17 protein-coding genes, 1 pseudogene and 1 riboswitch are annotated in these 20,293 nt (G+C 73.0%); of the genes and pseudogenes, 9 read left to right on the top strand and 9 right to left on the bottom strand.

Going from position 1 to position 20,293, the window contains the following annotated elements:
- Window positions 1-3 precede the first annotated feature (3 nt).
- The 3 genes and pseudogenes from ABEA82_RS12160 to ABEA82_RS12150 all read right to left on the bottom strand — a co-directional run bounded on the left by ABEA82_RS12160 (window position 4) and on the right by ABEA82_RS12150 (window position 3,056).
- Window positions 4-680, bottom strand: a pseudogene (locus ABEA82_RS12160) (class I SAM-dependent methyltransferase).
- Window positions 664-1,932, bottom strand: coding sequence for an MDR family MFS transporter (locus ABEA82_RS12155; protein WP_345661421.1), 1,269 nt, complete (start codon window positions 1,930-1,932; stop codon window positions 664-666). The pseudogene ABEA82_RS12160 and the gene ABEA82_RS12155 overlap by 17 nt, the downstream one beginning before the upstream one ends.
- Window positions 1,929-3,056 (bottom strand): PLP-dependent cysteine synthase family protein, encoded by a 1,128-nt coding sequence (locus tag ABEA82_RS12150; protein ID WP_345661420.1) that lies wholly within the window; start codon window positions 3,054-3,056, stop codon window positions 1,929-1,931. Before ABEA82_RS12150 ends, ABEA82_RS12155 begins: the two co-directional genes overlap by 4 nt.
- An 811-nt stretch (window positions 3,057-3,867) precedes the next feature.
- Here ABEA82_RS12150 and ABEA82_RS38835 point away from each other — a divergent pair.
- Window positions 3,868-4,494, top strand: a complete 627-nt coding sequence (locus ABEA82_RS38835; protein ID WP_486389417.1) for an MTB12 C-terminal domain-containing protein — start codon at window positions 3,868-3,870, stop codon at window positions 4,492-4,494.
- 86 nt (window positions 4,495-4,580) lie between these two features.
- On the opposite strand, the gene ABEA82_RS12140 is transcribed toward ABEA82_RS38835, so the two are convergent.
- Window positions 4,581-5,351: a CbtA family protein gene (locus ABEA82_RS12140; RefSeq protein ID WP_345661418.1), complete on the bottom strand. Its 771-nt coding sequence runs from the start codon at window positions 5,349-5,351 to the stop codon at window positions 4,581-4,583.
- 24 nt (window positions 5,352-5,375) lie between these two features.
- A complete protein-coding gene (locus tag ABEA82_RS12135) occupies window positions 5,376-5,597 on the bottom strand; it encodes a CbtB domain-containing protein (protein WP_345661417.1) in 222 nt (73 codons plus the stop codon).
- Between the two features lie 35 nt (window positions 5,598-5,632).
- A riboswitch (cobalamin riboswitch) is annotated at window positions 5,633-5,762 on the bottom strand.
- 111 nt (window positions 5,763-5,873) lie between these two features.
- On the opposite strand from ABEA82_RS12135, the gene ABEA82_RS12130 reads away from it, so the two are divergent.
- Window positions 5,874-6,458, top strand: coding sequence for a histidine phosphatase family protein (locus tag ABEA82_RS12130; protein WP_345661416.1), 585 nt, complete (start codon window positions 5,874-5,876; stop codon window positions 6,456-6,458).
- Between the two features lie 740 nt (window positions 6,459-7,198).
- Here ABEA82_RS12130 and ABEA82_RS12125 read toward each other — a convergent pair.
- Together ABEA82_RS12125 and ABEA82_RS12120 are read right to left on the bottom strand one after the other, a co-directional pair.
- Complete coding sequence (locus ABEA82_RS12125; RefSeq protein WP_345661415.1) at window positions 7,199-9,637, bottom strand: FtsX-like permease family protein; 2,439 nt, start codon at window positions 9,635-9,637, stop codon at window positions 7,199-7,201.
- Window positions 9,631-10,365: an ABC transporter ATP-binding protein gene (locus ABEA82_RS12120; protein ID WP_345661414.1), complete on the bottom strand. Its 735-nt coding sequence runs from the start codon at window positions 10,363-10,365 to the stop codon at window positions 9,631-9,633. Before ABEA82_RS12120 ends, ABEA82_RS12125 begins: the two co-directional genes overlap by 7 nt.
- Before the next feature lie 185 nt (window positions 10,366-10,550).
- On the opposite strand from ABEA82_RS12120, the gene ABEA82_RS12115 reads away from it, so the two are divergent.
- From ABEA82_RS12115 to ABEA82_RS12100, 4 genes are all read left to right on the top strand, one after another.
- On the top strand, window positions 10,551-11,795 hold the full coding sequence (locus ABEA82_RS12115) for a sensor histidine kinase (RefSeq protein WP_345661706.1): 1,245 nt from the start codon (window positions 10,551-10,553) through the stop codon (window positions 11,793-11,795).
- Between the two features lie 12 nt (window positions 11,796-11,807).
- Window positions 11,808-12,467: a response regulator gene (locus tag ABEA82_RS12110; protein ID WP_345661705.1), complete on the top strand. Its 660-nt coding sequence runs from the start codon at window positions 11,808-11,810 to the stop codon at window positions 12,465-12,467.
- 97 nt (window positions 12,468-12,564) lie between these two features.
- Window positions 12,565-13,272 carry a ScbR family autoregulator-binding transcription factor gene (locus ABEA82_RS12105; RefSeq protein WP_345661413.1) on the top strand — a complete coding sequence of 236 codons (708 nt, stop codon included), beginning with the start codon at window positions 12,565-12,567 and terminating at the stop codon, window positions 13,270-13,272.
- Between the two features lie 143 nt (window positions 13,273-13,415).
- The gene (locus ABEA82_RS12100) at window positions 13,416-14,765 is read left to right on the top strand and encodes a cytochrome P450 family protein (protein ID WP_345661412.1); all 1,350 of its coding nucleotides are present in this window, start codon (window positions 13,416-13,418) and stop codon (window positions 14,763-14,765) included.
- On the opposite strand, the gene ABEA82_RS12095 is transcribed toward ABEA82_RS12100, so the two are convergent.
- Together ABEA82_RS12095 and ABEA82_RS12090 are read right to left on the bottom strand one after the other, a co-directional pair.
- Window positions 14,707-15,822 carry an NAD-dependent epimerase/dehydratase family protein gene (locus tag ABEA82_RS12095; protein ID WP_345661411.1) on the bottom strand — a complete coding sequence of 372 codons (1,116 nt, stop codon included), beginning with the start codon at window positions 15,820-15,822 and terminating at the stop codon, window positions 14,707-14,709. The two genes, ABEA82_RS12100 and ABEA82_RS12095, sit on opposite strands and share 59 nt — an antisense overlap.
- On the bottom strand, window positions 15,819-16,823 hold the full coding sequence (locus ABEA82_RS12090; protein WP_345661410.1) for a ScbA/BarX family gamma-butyrolactone biosynthesis protein: 1,005 nt from the start codon (window positions 16,821-16,823) through the stop codon (window positions 15,819-15,821). The genes ABEA82_RS12095 and ABEA82_RS12090 overlap by 4 nt, the downstream gene beginning before the upstream one ends.
- A gap of 191 nt (window positions 16,824-17,014) precedes the next feature.
- On the opposite strand from ABEA82_RS12090, the gene ABEA82_RS12085 reads away from it, so the two are divergent.
- The 3 genes from ABEA82_RS12085 to ABEA82_RS12075 all read left to right on the top strand — a co-directional run bounded on the left by ABEA82_RS12085 (window position 17,015) and on the right by ABEA82_RS12075 (window position 20,264).
- The gene (locus tag ABEA82_RS12085; RefSeq protein ID WP_345661409.1) at window positions 17,015-17,707 is read left to right on the top strand and encodes a ScbR family autoregulator-binding transcription factor; all 693 of its coding nucleotides are present in this window, start codon (window positions 17,015-17,017) and stop codon (window positions 17,705-17,707) included.
- A gap of 199 nt (window positions 17,708-17,906) precedes the next feature.
- Entirely contained in the window at window positions 17,907-19,340 is a 1,434-nt protein-coding gene (locus ABEA82_RS12080) for a DUF2252 domain-containing protein (RefSeq protein WP_345661408.1), read from the top strand.
- 108 nt (window positions 19,341-19,448) lie between these two features.
- Window positions 19,449-20,264, top strand: a complete 816-nt coding sequence (locus tag ABEA82_RS12075) for a hypothetical protein (protein ID WP_345661407.1) — start codon at window positions 19,449-19,451, stop codon at window positions 20,262-20,264.
- Window positions 20,265-20,293 lie beyond the last annotated feature (29 nt).

The following is a 20,293-nucleotide window of genomic DNA, read 5'->3' as shown; positions in this document are numbered from 1 at the left end:
TGATCAGATCCTGGCGATCAGCCCGTACCGTTCGTCGCTGACCGGGTGCCCCCACAAGTCGCTCTGGTGACTGAGGCCTTCGACGCGCAGGTCGGCCACCAGGGGCCGTACAGCGGCGGACGGGTCCTCGGCGCCGGTGCCTAGGGCAGCGTCTCGGCACCGGCCACGTAGGGCTTGCCGGTCTGACCTGCCTCCCTCCACCGGCCCTCGACCAGGATGAGCCTGCCGCCCGGACGGAGCCGGGCGATCCAGGCGCGCAGTGCGGACTCGGGGTCGGGCGGAGTCCACAGCAGATGGCGTGACAGGACGACATCGAGCCGGTCCGCCTCGGTGGGCGGATCGGCGGCGTCGCCCGCCATGAATCGGCCGGGAAGGCCGGCTGCCGTGAACTTGTCCCGGGCCTGGTCGGCCATTTTCGGAGCACAGTCCACCCCGGTGACCCGGTGACCGCGCTCGGCCAGCAGGCGGGAGAGCGACCCCGTGCCGCACCCCACATCGAGGACGTCCGCGGCTGCGTCAGGCATCCAGGACGTCAGGCGCTGGGCCCACGCCGTTCGGGTCGTCTCATGGCGCAGGCCATGATCCCGTTCTTCGTCGAACACGTCGGCGGCGGCGTCCCAGTAAGCGGTGATGGCAGCTGAGTTCGTCGTGGGGGCGACGCTGTCAGCCGGCACCGACATCGCCTGCTGCCGACGCCGGCACGGCCACTGGCCGCGGCACGAGGTATCCGGCACGGTGCAACTGAGCCACCAGCGCCGCACAGGCCAACCCCGTGGTGGCCAGCACGGCCCACGGCAGCCAGGACACGCCCACGTCGAACAGTGCCCCGACGGCGAGGTTCCCGAGCGAGATCGCGATACCGGAGGCGGTGTTGTAGGCGCCGTAGTACGTCGCGACCAGCCGATCGCCGGCCAGACGTACGACGGTGTCCATCTCGAAGGGGTAGAGCAGCGCACCGCCCCAGGCGAGCAGCGCTGCGCACACCATCAAGGCACCCACCCCGAGGGCCGTGTCGCGCGAGTCGGGCAGCAGAGGCAGAAAGGCCGCGCCCATCACCGCCAGCCCGCACACGATCGCCCTGGGTCCGGGCAGGTTCCGCTTCGCCCAAGCCGTCAGCTTCGGCTGGCCCGACAGGGCCGCCAGCGCCGAGACGGCGAAGATCGCGCCGGTCACCAGCCCGGCCCGCTCGCCGAAGAGGTCGCGGGCCCGCAGCGGGAGGGCGAGGTAGACCTGGAAGGCCAGGACGTACGAGCCGCTCATCGATGCGGCGAAGAGGAGGAAGGGCCGGTTGGCGGCGATGGTGCGCCAGTCGGCGGCGACCGCCCGCCAGGCCGGCTCGGCACCGCGGTCGGCCGGCGGCCGTGCGGGCAGGGCACGTGACTGCAGGACGGCCAGCACGCCGAAGATGAGCGCCGCGACCGCGCACACCGCGCTGAAGTCCCAGGCCAGCAGGGCGAGCCCGGCGAGAGGACCGACGAGGATGCCCGCCTGGTAGAAGACGTTGAAGGCCGCGAACGCCTCCACGCGCCGATCCTCACCAGCCTCGGCGGCCAGATAGGCACGCACGGCCGGATTGAACAGCGCCCCGGCCAGACCCGTCAGCGCCGAGGCCAAGATCAGCACCGGCAGGCTTCCCGCCATCGCGAGCAGCCCGAAGGCGACCGTCCGCAGGGCGCATCCGGCCAGGATCATCGGCTTGCAGCCGTAGCGGTCGGCGAGGGTGCCGCCCACCAGGAACATGCCCTGCTGGGAGAGGTTGCGCACGCCCAGCACCAGGCCGACGGCCCACGCCGCAAGTCCGAGGCCGTGGGCGAGATGGTCGGCGAGGTAGGGCATCAGCATGTAGAAGCCCAGGTTGATGGCGAACTGGTTGACCATCAGCAGCCGGGCCGGCCGGTCGAAGGAGGCCACCTGGGCCCACAGCCGCCTCATCGGACACCTGCCTGCGCCGCCGCCTCGCGCCCCAGCGGATCCCGCACCCGGCCGCACCGGGTCCAGCGGTTCACCACGCACTCGTCCGGCTCGGCGATCTCGTCGGGCCCCGGCGCGGGCTGATGGGCGAGCAGGTTGTGTTCGAGGCACCAGGCGTCGTTGTAGACGGTCTCCAGGTAGCGGTGCGGGCCGTCCGGGAAGATCGCGGCGATCCGGGTGCCTGCGGGATACGTCCGCGCCACCCACCCGGCCACCAGCGCAACGGCCCCGACACTCCAGCCGCCGGACGCGTAGTGACGGCGGGCCAGCTGGCGACAGGCCCACACCGCCTCGGCCGGTGCCACCCAGTGGACCTCGGTGAAGGCGTCGTAATGGACGTTGGTGGGGTGGATGCTCGACCCGAGCCCCCGCATGAGGCGTGGCGCGGCGGGCTGGCCGAAGATGGTCGAGCCGATCGAGTCCACCCCGATCAGCCTCAGCTCGGGACAGCGTTCGCGAAGCACCGCCGCCGTGCCGGCCGAGTGCCCGCCGGTACCCACCGCCGCGACCAGGACGTCGATGCGGCCGAGTTGGGCGACGAGTTCGGCGGCCAGCGGGCGGTAGGCGGCCGTGTTGTCGGGATTGTGGTACTGATCCGGGCAGTACCCGCCCGGAGCGGCATCCAGGAGGGCGGCGACCCGCGCGCGGCGGGCCTGCTGCCAGCCGCCGTCGGGATGAGGCGCGTTCACCATGTCGACCCGCGCTCCGACGGCGGTGAGCAGCCGGACCACCGACCGCTCCATGCCGGGATCGGTGACGACGGTGACCGGATGGCCGTACGTCAGTCCGGCCAGGGCCAGGCCCAGGCCGAGGGTCCCGCTGGAGGACTCGATGATCGGAGCGCCGGGTACGAGATCGCCGCGGCGCAGCGCCTCGCGGACCATGTGCAGGCCGGGCCGGTCCTTGATGCCGCCCGGGTTGGCGCCCTCCAGCTTGGCGAAGAAGCCGTGGCCTGAAGGGGCGAAAGGCTCGTCGATCCACAGGATCGGGGTGTTGCCCACCAGGTGGGCCGGGCGGCCGGCGATCTGCGGGGCGGGGGCGACGGCCCCGAGGGCCGAAGAGGATTCGAGCAGGGAGAGGTCCATGAACGTAGGGCTCCTTCGCGTCCGCCGGTCGGGCGGGCGCGGTGCTGGCGGTGTGGGGGCGCGCGGGCACGCCGAGCCGCGATCCGCTGCCTCGGGGCGCGGACCCGGTCACGGCGTGGGGGTCGCCTACTGCCGCCAGAGGCAGTGCTGGGCGCACATGGACCGGCCGTGTGCGGGTGGGCGGGCATCGTCCCTAGCGCCGTCACGGCCCGGAAGTGCGCTCGGCACGGGGCGGTCGACGACCGGATCGGCCGGCTGAGGCGTGCGGGCCGGGAGGTCTGCCTCGCCCCTCACGCGGTCAACCGCATGGTCGAGAACTTCCCCGGTGTCACCATGTGTGTGTCCATGGGCGGCCCCGAGCGTCACCGGCGCCGCGGCCTCCACTGCGGGAGCGGTCACGGTGAGCGGCCTATGGGGGCTCAGGAAGCCCGGCGCATGCGCACCCAGCAAGTGGGTGGCTACCAGCAGGATCAGTCCGATGAAGAGGACAGACGGCGCGAGGCGGCGCTGAGCGCGGCTGGCGGCCATCAGACTGATCACGCACGCATCGTAATGAATCGACAGCACAGGGTCATGATCCGGCGCGCTGAGCACCGCCGATCCACCGGATCAGAGTCTCTGGATGCCCCAGAAGGCGGCGATGAGCACGGCGACCGCCGCGGCCACCACTGCGACGGCCCACGCGGCGCGCCGTATCCACGGGCTCACACTCCTTCGATGCCCGGGATGCCGCACACCATGCCGTGTGGAGGATGAGCGCGGGGAAGGGGGGGAACACGGGACAAGAGACACCTTCGAGGAGGAAGAGGCCATGGGGCCAGGCCGGCGATCGCTCTGCGCCGTCGTCATGGCAGCCGCGCTCTCGTCATCCGTCATTTCCTGCACGGACGACGAACCCCGGCCCCAGCCCGTCCCGTTCTCGACACCGGCCGGAACTTCGACTCGCCCCCTCCCGCCCACCACCTCCGCTACCCCCACGCCGACCGCAACCGCCCCCGAGGATCCGGCAGAGGCAGAGGAGCAGGTCCGCGACTCCTGGGCTCGCTTCTTCAGCCCGGAGACCTCGGTCGAGGAGAAAACGGACGTCGCTGAGAACGGCGGTTTGTACCAGCTGATGATCGAGGCACTCGCCAAGGACCCCAAGACCCGCGCCCTACGAGTGCGCGTCGATGCGGTGACCTTCACCTCCGGTCTGCACGCCCGTATCGACTACACCCTGTTCTCCGGAGACCGGAAGGTCGAACCGGACGGCCCGGGGACGTCCGTGCGGCAGGGAGACACATGGAAGGTCTCGGCGAAGACCGTGTGCTCCCTGACGAAGTACGGCGACGACGTCCCCCAGGCCCCGATCTGTTCGGAGCCCCGCGGCCAGGGCCCACGGGTCGGAGCCGCGCTGCCCGCACAGCACGGGCCCGCGCCGGGAGCATCCAACCGGTGACGGCTGTGTCCCGAACGCCGACTGTGTCCCGAACGCGGTGGACGACCCCGCCGGAGTCTCCGGTCGGGGCCGTCGGAAGGACGTGCTCACTGCGGCACGGGGGCTTTCCGTGTGCCACTGCTCTGTTCACCGGCACCGGCCCTCGAGGGAGCCATCACCCGTTCGGCGAGAGCTCCGAAGACCAGCCCGAAGGCAGTCCACAAAGTCACCTGTACGGCGAGCGCGGCCAGCCGGAACTCCCACAGCACGGCGGCCGGGAAGTGCTCCGGGACCTTGTTGAAGGACGGCAGGAACGCGTACGCGAGCCCGACGGCCAGGACGAAGAACGCGCCCGCGGCGACCGTTGCGTTCCAGTTGCCCAGCCGTGGCGCCAGGCGCTTGCCCAGGATCACCGCGCCGACGGTGAGCAGCACCCCGAGCACCATCATCAGGAAGTACAGCGTGGTGCGCTGGCCGATCGTGTCGGGATCACCGACCGCGGGCGGATTGGCCGGGTACTTCAGGAACGGCACGACGTACACGGCGACAAGGCCGGAGGCCGCGAGGAGCAGTGCACTCGCACGCGGCCCGAAGCGCCCGATACGGCCGAGCGCGAAGCAGTACGCGAGGGCGGCGATGCCGCCGAAGGCGACACCATAGATGAGTACACCGGTCGACAGGCCGGCAGTGGACTGCACGGTGCGGCTGACGACTTCCACGCCGTGTTCGTGTTCGTGGGCATGCGCTTCCTCATAGGCGATCGCCGCGTCGACGCTCGGCTCACCCAGGAAGTAGGAGACGAGGAGCGCGAGCAGGCCCGCGGCGAGTCCCGCGAGCATGCCGCGCACCAGAAGTTTGCGGACAGTTGCCGAGTTCATGGGCTCGTGCGTTCCCTGCTGCCGTCAGTGGCAGGGGAAGCCGAGCAGGTGGCGGGCGTCGTGCACCCATTCGTGAACGTCCTCTCCGCTCATCACGGAGGTGGCGCTCTGCTCGACCCCGACGAAGTAGAGCAGGACCAGCATCAGGATGCCGAAGAAGACCGCCCAGGGCGCGATGGCGCCGATCGGCAGTTTGGCGGGTACGGCGGTGGGTGTGGTGGTCGGCTGAGCGACAGACTGCGCCATGGCAGGCCCTCCTGGGGAACTCGCGTCCCGTCTCGGTGGTGCACAGGACGACGGGGCGGGTCTGACTTGCGCGGCCCGCACCAGGGGTGCGAACCGGGCTTACAGTGGCGCGACCGTGCCGGAATTCCACCGGCTTCCGCGAAATCCGTCGTCGATATCGACGAGAAGGTACCGCGCGGGGAGCGGTCGGCCAAGGGCGCGTGGAAGCACGACATTGAGGCACGGGGGCTGTGAAGTGCCTGAGACAGCAGCGGCGTTGGAGGCCAGGGCGGACGTATGACGAGCCGAGTGACGTTGATCTCACCAGCCATCAGCGCGGCGCTGCGGGAGGCCCGCTTCGACGACGGGTGCCCGTTGGACGCCTCCGGCCTGAAGCTTGCACGGGCATCGGCTGAGGGCCTTCCGCCGGTGGACCGTGCCTGGGTCGCTCCAGCAGTGCGCTGTCGTGAAACGGCGAAGGCTCTCGATCTGGACGCGACTGTCGTACCCGAGCTGGCCGGGCTGGATGTAGGGCGCTGGCGTGGCGCGACCCTGGCCGAGGTGAGCACACAGGAGCCGGCGGCAGTGGGCGAGTGGCTGGCGGATCCGGAGTCGGCACCACACGGCGGAGAGTCGGTACGGCACTTCTGCGATCGGATCGCCGCGTGGATGGAGTCGGCCGCGGAGTCGGCAGGCCGGAGCGTCGCCGTGGTGGAGCCGGAGGTGGTGCGGGCCGTGGGGGTGCGAGTGCTCGGCGCCCCAGAGTCGGCATTCTGGCGGATCGACGTCCCGCCTCTGTCCACAACGGAGCTCAGCGGGCGTGTGGGGCGCTGGAACATACGGCTCGGCCAGCCTCTCAGGCAGCCGACCGAGCCGCCCTGACAACGTCCTCTGGGCATATGAAGCCGCCGCTCAGAGCCTCGAAGCCCCGGGGCGCTACACCGTGCGAGGCAGCCAGGGCGCACCGGGGGCGGTCAGGGCGGCGGTCCGGTATGGAAGGTTCGGGGCTTCAGCCTCGCGTCCAATGGAGAGCATGACTGATCAGCCCTCGTCCACGGGGCTGCGCGGTGGAACCCTGGGACTCCACCCACCAGTGTTCGTCAGCCGCGGTGCAGCCAAGCCCTCTGGCGGCTCCCGACCGGAATGCCACTGGCGCTGTGACGATCGACAGGCGTCAAGCCCAGGTAATCAGCCCGCCCCTTCTCCTCCCCCTCCTCAATGTCCTCGCGGGCCTCACGTCCGGGCCGCAGCGACCACAGCAGCATCGTGAGCGCTGATCGGCAGCAGGAAACGTAGAACATGCGGGCACAGCGAACACTCCGGTGTCGGTTAAGGCACGCCGAAGCCAGGCGTGCATGGTGACGTGGTGCGGTGGAGTGCCGTGTGGTTACGGCGCGCAGGGCTGGGCCCGGTGCAGCAGGACCGTGAGCCGCTGCGGGCATGGCAGTGACGCTGCGGGTAGCGGTCGGCGCGCCGGCCGGGGCAGCGGTGTACCCGCCAGCCTCAGGACGAGGCCGATGACGTACAGCAGCCACGGCCACCAGCCACGCACCGTGCCACCATGTCCCGCACCACTCGTCGTCTGACCGTGGCCGGGATCAGCACGCGAGGGGCGCGGTACGTCACTCCCGCACACCCGCCAGCTCCACCGGGCGTCGGCGCAGGGCGAGCGCGGCCGGGACGGTCGCGGAGGCCACGGCGAGGACGGCACAGGCCGCCGTCGTCATGCCCAGGGCCTGCCACGGCAGCGTGATCGCGGCCGGGGCCGACAGCAGGGCGAGGGCGCCCCCCATTCCGGCCAGGTTCACGGCGGCGACCAGGAGGCCGAGGAGCGCGCCGGCCGCCACCACCGCCAGGGCCTCCGCGCCGGTCAGCCGCAGCACCTGCCACCGGGTGGCACCGGCCAGCCGCAGCGCCGCCAGGTCGCGGACCCGGTCGGACGTCGCCATGACCATGGTGTTGGACACCGAGATGCCCGTGTAGAGCAGGGCGATGCCGAGGACCAGCAGGAGGCCGAGGCGGGTGGTGCGGTTGGTGCCGGGGTGGCTGTCCCGGATCCACTGGTCCCGGGTGAGGACCTGCCCGTTCCCGGCGCCGAGCGCCGTGCGCAGGGCGGTGGCCACGGCTCCCGGCTCCGCCCCGGCGGCCAGGGCCACGTCCACCCGGTCGACCGTGGCGCCGGGGGCGTTGCGCGGGGTGAGGTAGACGCCGTTGCCGCCCGTGCCGGTGGTCATCACCGCGGCGATCCGCAGGGTGCGCGGCGTCCCGTCGCCCAGCCATACCCGGACCCGCTCGCCCACCCGGTGCCGCTGCCACTCCTCGTTGACGATGATCGAGTCGTCGTCGAGGCCGCCCACCTCCCCGGCGGACAGCGGCAGGCGCGCGGTGGCCGCCAGCGGGCCGGGGGCCGCGGCACGGGCCTCGGAGCGCACCAGGGCCACGCCGTCCTCCAGGACGTGGACGGCCGTGGAGGACGAGGGCGAGACGACCGTGCCCGGTACCGCCCGCAGCTTGCGCAGGGTGCTGGCGTCGAAGCCCGTTCCGCCCGCCGGGGTCACGACGAAGGCGGCGGTGGTGCGTTCGTCCGTCTCGGCGGCCCTCGCCCCGTTCAGGGTCGCGGTGGCGCCGAGCAGGGAACCCGCGAGGGCGACCGTGACCAGGACGGGGGCGGCGAGGGCGGCGGTACGGCGTACCCCGGCGGCGGTGTTCTCCCGCACCAGCAGGGCGCAGGCCCCCGGCAGCGGGGCGAGCAGCCTGACCAGGGGACGCAGCACGAGCGGGGAGAGCAGGGCGGCGGCGCTGATCAGCAGCATGGGCCGGCTGACGTAGGTCTTGCGGTGCAGCAGGTCGCCCGGGTCGCCGGTGAGCGCGAGGGCCAGGGTCACCGCGGCGGTCAGCAGCAGGGCCGTACCGCACAGCAGGCGGCCCCGGGGCAGGGTCCCGCTGTCGGCGGACGCCTCGCGCAGTGCCTCGGTGGGGCCGGTGCGGCCCGCCCGCCAGGAGGCCGCGGTCGCCCCGCACAGTGCGACGAGCAGGCCGGTCCAGAAGGCCGCGTGGTAAGGCCAGGTGGCAGCGACCAGGGTGAACCAGGCCGGGGCGAGGCCCTCGTCGACCACCCACGCGGCCAGCAGCGGTGCCCCGTGGGAGCCGAGCGCGCAGCCGGTGGCCGAGGCGAGCGCGCCGACGGCGAGGGCCTCGGCGAGGACGGTCCGGCGGATCTGGCCCGGGCTCGCCCCGGCGGAGCGCAGCAGCGCGAACTCCCGGCGCCGCTGGGCGACCGCGAAGGCGAACGTCGACGCCACGACGAAGAGCGACACGAAGGCGGTGACACCGCCGGCGGTGCCGAACAGGGCGTTCATCGCGGTGAGCGCCTCGGCGTCCCGGTCGGGGTCGGTGTCGGCGAGGCGGCGCGCGTCCCCGGTGAGCACCTGGGCGCTGTCCCGCACGGCCTCCCGTACGGCGGCCGGTTCGGCGTCGACGACCAGTTGATGGCTCACCGGCCGCAGGTGGGCGGCCCGCGCGTCGGTGAAGAACACGGCGTGCTCGAAGCCCCGCGAGGTGAGGGTGCCGACGACGCGCAGTGTGCCCCGGTCGGTGCCGAGTCGTGCGCCGGGGCGTGTCCAGTCGCCGGTGACGGCCACCTCGCCGGCCGTGCGGGGTGCCCGGCCGGCGGTGAGGTCGTACGGGGCGAACGCGGCGGTGGACCAGGGGTGGCCGACGAGATCGGCGGGGCCGCCCTCGGCGCGCACGGCGAAGGACCGGTCCTCGACGACCCGGCCCAGCTCCTTCAGGCGCGCGACGGCCGCCGCGGGCACCGGGCGCGGGTGGGCGAGCCGGGCCTCGCGGTCGCCGGTCGGTGTGGGGACGCGCAGCGTGTCCGGTCCCTTGACGACGACCGGCGCCGCCGCGAAGCGTTCGGGCGCGCGCTGCGGGGCGGCGGCCGACGAGGCGAGGGCGAGGCCCGTCACGGTGAGCAGGGCCACGCCCAGCGCGAGCGCGACGAAGCTGCCGGTGAAGGTGACCCAGCGGGTGCGCAGGGTGCGCAGGGCGACGCTCAGCACGGGACGGCCTCCAGGCGGGTCATGCGCGCGGCGACGGCGTCGGCGCTCGGAGCTGTCAACTCCCCGTGCACGCGCCCGTCGACGAGGAAGACCACGCGGTCGGCGTACGCGGCGGCCACCGGATCGTGCGTGACCATGACGACCGTCCGGCCGTCGCGGTCGACCATGTCGCGCAGCAGCCCGAGCACCTCGTGGCCGGTCCGGGTGTCCAGGGCTCCGGTCGGCTCGTCGGCGAACAGCACCTCCGGCCGGGTGATCAACGCCCGGGCCAGGGCGACGCGTTGCTGCTGGCCGCCGGAGAGCCGGGCCGGTCTGTGCCGGGCCCGGTCGCCGAGGCCGACCTGCTCCAGCGCCTGGCGCACCCGGGCTTTCGGGACGCGGCGGCCGGCCAGGCGCAGGGGCAGGACCACGTTCTGCTCGGCGGTCAGCGTGGGCAGCAGGTTGAACGCCTGGAACACGAACCCGACGCGTTCGCGGCGCAGCAGGGTCAGCCGCCGCTCGCTCAGCCCGGTGATCTCGGTGCCGCCGACGGTGACCGACCCGGAGGTGGGCCGGTCCAGGCCGGCCGCGCACTGGAGCAGCGTCGACTTGCCGGAGCCGGAGGGGCCCATGACGGCGGTGAACGTCCCGGCGGGCAACGCCAGGGAGACCCCGTCGAGTGCCCTCAGGGGGCCGTACGTCCTGGTGACCGAGTCCAGCCGGACGGCGTCGTGTGCTGCGTGTGTCATGGCTTTCCCACCTCGTGTCGATGTCGCTTCCACGAAACCGGGCGGGGGCGGGCCGGCGCAGTGCGGCGGGGCCTAGACCTGGGGTAGGGCCAGGCCTACCCCCGGGCCTCCCTCTGGGCCCATGGCCGGGGCCGCGAGGGGCTTCTACGGTGATCCGCATGCACCCTCCCAACGTGTGGCGGGCCATGGCCCGGCCCGGCTATCTGCTGTCGGCGTGGCCCTGGCGGTCGGCCGGTTACCTGCTCACCGGCGCGGTGACCGGCGTCTTCGTGCTGGTGGGGATCGTGACGTCCGTGGCGGCCGGCGGGGTGCTCGCCCTGGCGCTGGTCGGGTTGCCGCTGCTGCTGGGGACGGCTCTGGCGGGCATTCCGGTGGCGGCGCTGGAGCGGCTCCGGCTGCGGCTGGTGGACCCGGGCCCGGCGCCCGACCCGCATGAGAGGCCCGGGGAGCCGGGTCTGCGGGCCTGGCTGTGGACGCGGCTGCGGGAGCGGGCCACCTGGCGCGAGTTCGGCCACGCCCTGCTGTTCGCGGGGCTGTTGTGGCCGGTGGACGCCCTCGCGTTCACCGTCTTCCTGCTGGGCCCCCTGACCGTGGTCGCGACCCCGTTGATCGTGGCCATCGCCGGTGAGGCGAAGGTGCTCAAGGTGTGGCTGGTGTCCGGTTGGCCGGCGGCCTTCGGCTTCGCCGTCCTCGGGCTGGCCCTGCTGGTCGTGGGCGCCTACCTGCTGGGTGTCGCGGCCGGTGCCCGGGCCGGTCTCGCACGGCTGCTGGTCGCCTCGCGGGAGGCCGACCTGGGGGCCAGGGTGGTCGAACTGGCCCGGTCCCGCGTGCGGTTGGTGGACGCTTTCGAGGCGGAGCGGCGGCGCATCGAGCGCGATCTGCACGACGGGGCCCAGCAGCGGCTCGTCGCCCTGACGGTGACCCTCGGCCTGGCCCGGCTGGACACCCCGCCCGGCCCCCTGGCCGACCAGCTCGCCAAGGCGCACGCGGAGGCGGGCACGGCCCTGGCGGAACTGCGCGAGCTCATCCACGGCATTCACCCCAAGGTCCTCGCCGACTACGGCCTCGAAGCCGCCGTGGCCGACGCCGCCGACCGCTCGGCCGTGCCCGTGGACGTCGACCTGGAGCTGCCCGGACGGTTGCCCCAAGCCGTCGAGGCCGCCGCGTACTTCGTGGTGTGCGAGGCGCTCGCCAACGTGGGCCGGCACAGCGGGGCGAGCCGGGCGGAAGTGAGCGGCGGGCACCGCGACGGCCGGCTGGTGCTGCGGATCCGCGACGACGGGTGCGGTGGCGCGCGGGCCGGGGAGGGCAGCGGACTGACCGGACTCGCCGACCGGGTGTCGGTGCTCGATGGCAGACTCTCCCTGTCCAGCCCGCCCGGCGGGCCGACCCTGCTGCGTGTGGAGATCCCTTGTGAACCTGCGAGTTGAGCGGCCGTGACGCTGCGAGTCGACCGGCCGCTGCGCGTGGTCCTGGCCGAGGACAGCGTGCTGCTGCGGGACGGACTGGTCGGGCTGCTCGGCCGCTGCGGACACGAGGTCGTAGCGGCCGTCGGGGACGCCGAGGCACTGGTCACGGCCGTCGGGGAGCACGACCCCGACGTGGTCGTCACGGACGTGCGGATGCCGCCCGGCTTCCAGGACGAGGGCCTGCACGCGGCCGTGCGCCTGCGCGCGGAGCGGCCCGCGCTGCCCGTCCTGGTCCTCAGCCAGTACGTGCAGCGCCGCTACGCCGCCGAACTGCTCGACTCCGGTGACGGCACGGGCGTCGGCTACCTGCTCAAGGACCGTGTCGGCCAGGTCGAGGAGTTCGTCGAGGCGCTCGGCGAGGTCGCCGACGGCGGCACGGTCGTCGACCCCGAGGTCGTACGGCAGTTGCTGCGTCGCCGCCGCGATCCCCTGGAGCGGCTCAGCCCACGCGAGCGGGAGGTGCTGGCGCTGATCGCGGAGGGCAGGTCCAACAGCTCCATCGCCCGCGAACTGGTCGTGTCCGAAGCGGCCGTGGGCAAGCACGTCTCCGGCATCCTCACCAAGCTGAACCTGCCGCCGGCGGACGGGACGCACCGCCGGGTACTGGCCGTGCTGGCGTATCTGCGGGCGTGAGGCCGGCCCAAGGCGCCGCGCCCGCCCCCGCGTTGTAGAAAAACCATCGAGTTGGTTTCATTGCGTCGCCCATCAGAGCCGTGCAGGGGAGCCACGGGTGACCAAACAGGACCGGGCCGTCCGGACCCGTCTCGCGCTGATCCGGTCGGCCGCCGAGCACTTCGAGTCACGGGGATACGTCAGGGCCAGCCTGGCGGAGATCAGTGCGGGAGCCGGAGTCAGCTCCGGCGCGCTGCACTTCCACTTCGTGAACAAGGCCGCCGTGGCCGAGGCCGTCGAGCACGTCGCCGCCCGCGCCCTGCGCCGGGCCGCGTCCCGGAGCCGCGGTGGTGACGGGTGCGCCTTGCAGCGCCTGGTGGACGTCACCCACCACGTCGGCCGGCTGCTGCGCGCCGACGTCGTGGTGCGCGCGGGGCTGCGGCTCAACGCCGAGGCGGCCACCGGGCGGGTGCGTGACCTGCGCCGGGAGTGGCGGGAGTGCGTGCAGGAGCTGCTGGCCGAGGCGGAGCGGAAGGGCGAACTCGCCGCCGGGGTGCCGCCGCACCGCACCATCGCCGTCGTCCTCGCCGCCACGACCGGCCTCGAGGTGCTGTCCCGGGACGACCACGGCTGGCTCGGTCGGCACTCGCTGACCGACCTGTGGCACCTGCTCCTGCCGTGCGTGGCCGCACCGCACGTGGCCGTCGCCCTGGACCCGGCGGGGAGCGGGCCGCACCTCGTGGAACCGGACACCGACGCGGATGCGGATGCGGACGCGGATGCGCCGCAGGGGGACACCGACCGGGCAGGGCTTGCGCTGCGGTAGCGGTGTCGCGGCCTCCCTCCGCCGCCCTTCACCGACGTCCCACAGCGTTAAGTCATGGGCAAAACAAACCGGTTGCCAAGTTTTTTCCGTCGCTCGCATCGGACGATGGTTCCCCCTGCCACTGGTTCAAGGAGCGATGTGTCATGGCACAGCAGGCCTGCCCCTTCCTGACGATCGACCCGTCCGGCGAGGATCTGTACGGCGAGATATCCCGGATCCGCGACCAGGGCCCGGCCGTCGAGATCGAACTCCCCGGCGGCGTACGGGCCTGGTGGATCAACGGCCTGGAGCTGAACAAGCGGCTCCTGGCCGGTCCCGAGACGAGCAAGGACGCCTTCCAGCACTGGCCGGCCTGGATCAACGGCGACATCTCCCGCACCTGGCCGCTCGCGATCTGGGTCTCGGTGCGCAACATGGTCACCGCCTACGGCCCCGACCACAGCAGGCTGCGCAAGCCGATGGCCGCCGCCTTCACCAAACGCCGCGTCGACGCGCTGCTCCCCCGCGTCCAGGAGATCGTCGACCGGGCGCTGGACGACCTGGAGCGGATCCCCGTCGGCGAAGTCGTCGACCTGCGGGCGGCGTTCGCGGCGTCGGTGCCGCACGAGGTGGTGTGCGAACTCTTCGGCGTACCGCACGGCGAGGACGGCCCGCGCAGGGCCCTCTACCGGATCATCAACAGCTTCTTCGACACGGCGATCTCCCTGGAGGACGCCCAGGCCAACGCCGTCGACCTGTACCGCACGCTGACCGCGTTCCTCCAGGACAAGCGCGAGCACCCGGCCGACGACCTGACGACCGCCCTCATCGCCGCCCGCGACGAAGGGAGCCTCAGCGAACAGGAGTTGATGGACAACCTGATCCTGCTGCTCACGGCGGGCTTCGAGACGACCGTCAACCTCATCGACAACACGGTGCACAGCCTGCTGGCCCACCCCGACCAGCTCGAACTCGTCCGCTCCGGGCGGGTGACCTGGGAGGACGCCATCGAGGAGTCGCTGCGCTTCGAGGCACCCGGCGCCATGTCGGGCCTGCGCTACGCCGTGGAGGACATCGAGATCGAGCCGGGGCTGACGATCCCGAAGGGCGACCCGGTCGTGGTGTCCTTCGCGGGCGCCGGACGCGACCCCGAGCGGCACGGTCCGGACGCCGACCGGTTCGACGTCACCCGCGCCACCAGCCGCGACCACGTGTCCTTCGGCCACGGCGTGCACCACTGCCTCGGCCGGCCACTGGCCATGGCCGAGACGACGGCGGCCCTGACGTCCCTCTTCGACCGTTTCCCGCGGCTGGCCCTCGCCGACCCGGGCCGGCCGCCGAAGCGGCTGCGGTCCATCATCTCGACGGGGCACCAGGAGCTGCCCGTGCTGTTGCACGGCCGGGACCCGGGCCCGGGCCCGGATCTGGGGCCGCGTGCGGAGGAGGCCAGGGCTGTCAGGAAGCTGACCGAGCCCCTCCGAGGAACGAGCGGTACCACGGTGCCGCCCGCGTGAACCCGGCGGCGAAACCGTCGCCGGGCGAGCAGTCGAGGCCCTTCCAGAAGGCGTCGTCCACGAACCAGTGGTCGACGGTGAGCATGCCCAGGTGATGCAGGGCGAACGGTGACCCGGCGGCCCGGTCCAGAGCGGTGGCGACATCCACCGCCGCACCGCCGCCGGGCTCCTCCACCTGCGCGCACACCGCACCGAGCAGCTCCGCAGCCCCGACCGGCTCGGGATGGTTGACGTGGTGCACCCCGCCGTCGAGCGCCGGCGACAGGGCCGCGGCCACCACCGCACGGCCCAGGGTGCCGACGTCGATCATCGACTGGAGTGCCGCGCAGCCGGTCAGGGTCGCCGACAACTCGCGCAGCAGCCGCACCAGTCCGGGGACGACCCAGCGGTCGCCCTCGCCGTACACCAGGTGCGGGCGCAGCACCAGGCCGCCGGCGTCGAGGACGTGCCGTTCGGCGGCGGCCCGGGTGCGGCTGGTGGCCGACGCGGGCGCGACCGGCACCTCCCCGGGGCGTACGCCGCGGAAGGGGCCCCGGCCGTAGACCGCGGCCGTGCTCACGTACACGATCCGGCCCACTCCGGCGCGGACGGCCTCCTCGACCAGGCTGCGGGTGCCCAGGTCGTTGACGGCCTCGACGGTCCCGGCGTCGCCGCCGATCCGCGTGGCGCAGTGCACCAGGACGTCGATGTCCGCGCAGACGCCGCGCAGGGACGGGGGGTTGAGGAGATCGCCGTGGACCAGTTCGCTGTGGCCGGGTTGGCCGTGGGCTGGTTGGCCGTGGGCCCGTTGGCTGTGGACGGGTTGGCCGTGGACGGGCCTGTCCTGGACCGGTTCGTTGTGGCCGGGCTCGCCCTGGACCGGTTCGCTGTGGCCGGGCTCGCCCTGGACCGGTTCGTCGTGGCCGCGTTCGCCGTCGGCCGGTCCCCCGGGGGCCGCTCCCGGCCGCGTCCGGCGGGACAGGTGCCGTACCCGGACGTCCGGTCGCCCCTGTGCGACGGCCGCCACCCGGCTGCCGACGAAGCCGCTCCCGCCCGTGATCAGAAAGTTGACCGTCACGAAAGGGACCGTATTCGGGCCGGCTGCGCGCAGGTCAGCGTGGCGCTGAAGACCGACTCGCCGTCCTGCCGTCCCGCGACCCGTACGGTGACCTCCCCCGGCTCCTCGGCGAGGACGCGCGTCTCGATCCAGCACGGGCTGTCCAGCTCGGCGTACCGGTCGAAGGTGGCCGTCATGGCGCGGGGCAGGAAGGGGTGCCGTCCGGAGGCGGCGGTCGCGGCCTGGCGGGCCGCCTCGAACAGGACCATGCCGGGCACGTGGTCGTTGGGCCGGGGGAAGAGCACCGGATGGCCGGTGTCGACGCGCAGTCGCCAGACGCCCGGCCGGCCGGAGGGTGCGAGGACGACGTCCTCGGCGCGAGCGCGGCCCGCCGCCTCGGGCGCGATGCCCGGCGGCAGCGGGAGGGGAGTGACCGGGGCGGCCAGCTGCCGGGCCCGCAGACGGCGGTAGGCGAGCGGGGAGGTGCAGGCGGTGCTGCCCGTGCCGCGGGCCACGAAGCGTCCCGCCCGGCGGAACTCCATGGTGGTGCGCATGCTGTGCAGCCCCCGGCCGCGGCGGCGGATCTCCGAGCACACGACGTCGATCTCGACCGGCTCGGCGGCGTCCGACAGCAGGAGTGCGGACGGATCGGTGGAGACGGTCAGGTCGTGCATGACGAAGTGGGTGTCGCGGGGGGCGCCGAACTCGGCGTGCGCGAGCACCATCGAGGCCTGCCGCAACGTTTCGCCCACGATCATCGGATCCTGGTGGCGGTCGTCCACGGGGTGGAAGAAGGTGTGGGTGGCCGGCCAGTGGGCGGTGAAGCGGAAGCGGGTCTCGGAGATTCGGCTCCACCGGGCGGGGAAGACGTCCGTGTCGACGGTGCGGTGGGCCAGCTCTGTGGTGACCGAGGTGGAGTCGGGGGGTTCGATGGGATCGACGACCGAGGCGTATGGCGCGTTCTCGACGGCCGCAGGCGTTTCGTTTGCCGGACCGGCCCGGTGTCCGGTCTGATCGTCCATGGGTGCGCTTAAAGGTCCTGACTGCTGCATGAGAACCCCCAGGATCGGCTGCCTGGCTGAGGTCGGCGTTTGACTAAGATACGGACTAGCCGGTTTTTTTCAAAGGGTGGACCACACTCGCTGGAACAGGCCTCTCGCGCCCCCGCTGCACAGCGGTTTCACAGGGATCGACCGAGATCAGGAGGCATGCGATGGCGCGACAGGAGCGCGCGATCCGCACCCGGCGGACCATCCTGGAGGCGGCCGCGGCCGTCTTCGACGAACGCGGCTACACCTCGGCGACCATCGGGGAGATCCTGGACCGGGCCGGGGTCACCAAGGGCGCGCTGTACTTCCATTTCGGCTCCAAGGAGGAGCTGGCGGTGGGAGTGTTCGAGGAGCAGCTCTCGATCGCGCTCCCGCCGCAGTCCAGCAAGCTCCAGGAACTCGTCGACTCCGGGCTGGTGCTGGCCCGCAGGCTCCGGTCCGAACCGCTGGTGCGGGCCAGTGTGGGGCTCGCCCTCGACCAGGGGGCCATGGACCTCGACCGCACCATGGCCTTCGGCATGTGGTTCGACCAGAACGTGCAGCGGCTCGGCGAGGCGAAGGCCCAGGGCGAACTGCTGCCGCACGTCGACGTGGCGGAGACGGCGGAGCTGCTGGTCGGCAGCTTCTCGGGGGTGCAGCTGCTGTCCCAGCTGCGCTGCCAGCGGCAGGATCTGGAGCGCCGTGTCGTCGTGATGTTCGAACACTTCCTGCCGAGCATCGCCGTCCCCGCGGTGCTGGCCCGACTCGACATCTCGGTGGAGCGGGCGGAACGGGTGCTGGCGGAGGGGCGGGAACAGATGGGGGCCGTGCCGGCGCAGGCCTCGCCCGGGGTGGTGCGGGCGTCCTCGGGGACGTAGGCCGACCGGCCGGGGCAGGGGCGGCTTCGGGCGGTCCGGCGGGTGGGCAGGGTGGCTCCGGCTTCGGCGGCCTCCGACCGGCTCCCGCACGAGTTGTCCACAGTCGTGGAGTTGTCCCCAGGGTCTGACGCGTTTCGGCCGCCGGTTGTACGGTCGGCATGAGTTGATGTTCTTGCGCGTGCGGGGGAAGGCGGTCGGTATGACCAGGGCTGAAGCAGAGGGCGGGACCGGGGCGCAGGACGGGACGACGCGTCGGCTGCCCCGGGTGCGAGGCTTCGCCGCATGGCCGCCCGAGGGCTCGCCCAAGGACGAGGGCAAGGCCCTGCGCAAGCGGATCCCCCGCGGCGCGCACGCCACGCTCGACCTGGACGCGTCCCGCCCCGACGCGGTGAGCGCCGTCGAGGAGTCGAGCCGCGGCAGGCTCCCGGAACTCACCCCGATCCGGGTCGGCCGCATGGCCGCCACACCGTTCGCCTTCCTGCGCGGCGCGGCGGGCCTCATGGCGTACGACCTGGCGCGCACCCCCATGACCCGGATACGAGCGCAGATCTGCGGCGACGCGCATGCGGCCAATTTCGGCCTCTACGGCGACGCGCGCGGCGGACTCGTCATCGATCTGAACGACTTCGACGAGACGGTGCGGGGCCCCTGGGAGTGGGACCTCAAGCGCCTCGCGGCCTCCCTGGTGCTGGCGGGCCGGGAGGCCGGTGCCGACGAGGACCGGTGCCGCAAGGCGGCCCACGACGCGGTGGGCGCCTACCGCCGCACCATGCGGCTGCTGGCGAAGCTCCCGGTGCTGGACGCGTGGAACGCCATCGCGGACGAGGAACTCGTCTCCCACGCCGACGCCCATGACCTGCTCGGCACGCTGGAGCGAGTCTCCGAGAAGGCCCGCCACAACACCAGCGGCCGCTTCGCGGCCAAGTCGACGGAGGCCACCGAGGACGGCGGGCGCCGCTTCGTCGACGCCCCGCCGGTGCTGCGGCGGGTCCCGGACGCGGAGGCCGCGGCGGTGGCGGCGTCCCTGGAGGAGTACGTCGGCACGCTGCCGGAGGACCGCCTGCCGCTCCTCGCCCGGCACGCGGTGCACGACGTGGCGTTCCGCGTGGTCGGCACCGGCAGCGTCGGCACCCGGTCCTACGTCGTCCTGCTGCTGGACCACCGGGGTGAGCCACTGGTGCTCCAGGTGAAGGAGGCGCGGCCCTCGGCACTGGTGCCGCATCTGGTGACGGCCGGTTTTGAAGCGCCGGAGGCCGAGCACGCGGGACGGCGGGTCGTGCACGGCCAGAAGCGGATGCAGGTCGTCAGCGACATGCTGCTCGGCTGGACGACGGTCGACGGGCGTCCCTTCCAGGTCCGCCAGTTCCGCAACCGCAAGGGCAGCGTCGACCCGGCCGCCCTGGCCGCCGACCAGATGGACGACTACGGCCGCATGACCGGCGCACTGCTGGCCCGGGCCCACTCCCACAGCGTCGATCCGCGGCTCGTCGCGGGCTACTGCGGGAAGAGCGAGGAACTCGACGAGGCGGTGGCGGGGTTCGCCGTGGCCTACGCGGACCGGACCGAGGCCGACCATTCCGACCTGGTGACGGCCGTCCGGGAGGGCCGGATCGCGGCGGAGATGGGGGTATGAACCGGCTGCGAACCGGCTGTGGGCAACAACGCGGGCGCGGCACCCCGCTCCGCTGGGTGGCATGAGCACGGACACAGCCCCCACGCGACCGTGACCTAGGCTGGTCGGGTGACGACCCCGGAAGCTGAGCAGGATGGCGGCGACGCCGCCCGCCCCGAGGCGCGGCTCGAGCGCGCCGTACGGGCCGCCGAGCAGGCCTTGATCGAATACGAGATCGCGGTGGAGACCTTCCGCGTCGAGGTCGAGAACTTCTCCCGGCTGCACGAACAGAAGCTCGGCCCGCTCTACGCCCGGCTGGAGGAGCTGGACGCCCGGATCCTCGAGGCCAGAGCCGCCCGCAGCGGCGACCCCGACGACCGGCGCCGGGCGGAAGAGGCCCGGGCCCGCCTCGCACCGATCCCCGGCGTCGAGGAGCTGCTGCACGGCTGGATGGACGACAGCGGCCTGTTCCCGGAGGCCGTGGCGATGCTCACCGACCAGGCGGTCCGGCCGCCGCAGCGGGTCCGCCCCAGCGACGAGGCCCGCAAGCTCTACCGCGACCTCGCCCGCAAGGCCCACCCGGACCTGGCCCAGGAGGAGAAGGAACGCGCGCGGCGCGAGGAGTTCATCACCCGGGTGAACGCCGCCTACGCCCGAGGCGACGAGGCGGAGCTGCGCGAACTCGCCGAGGAGTGGGCCGCGGGGCCCGAGCTGAAGCGGGTCCCGAGCCGCGCCGAGGAGCTCTACGCCCGGCTCGAATGGCTCGCCCAGCGCAAGGAGCTGCTCGCCCTGCTCGCCAAGGAGCTGGAGGAGAGCGCCATAGGCCACATGCTCCAGCTGGCGCCGGACGACCCCGACGGTCTGCTGGACGAGATCGGCCAGCAGCTGCGCACCCAGGTCACCGAGCGCGAGAACGAGCTGGCCGGGCTGCTCACGGAGGGCTGAGCCGCGTCCCGTCCGGCCCGCGTCCCGTC

The sequence above is a fragment of the Streptomyces venetus genome (assembly GCF_039540295.1).
GTDB lineage: Bacteria > Actinomycetota > Actinomycetes > Streptomycetales > Streptomycetaceae > Streptomyces > Streptomyces venetus.
The sequence above is the reverse complement of the archived record's forward strand: the minus strand, read 5'-3'. Positions and strand labels throughout refer to the sequence as shown.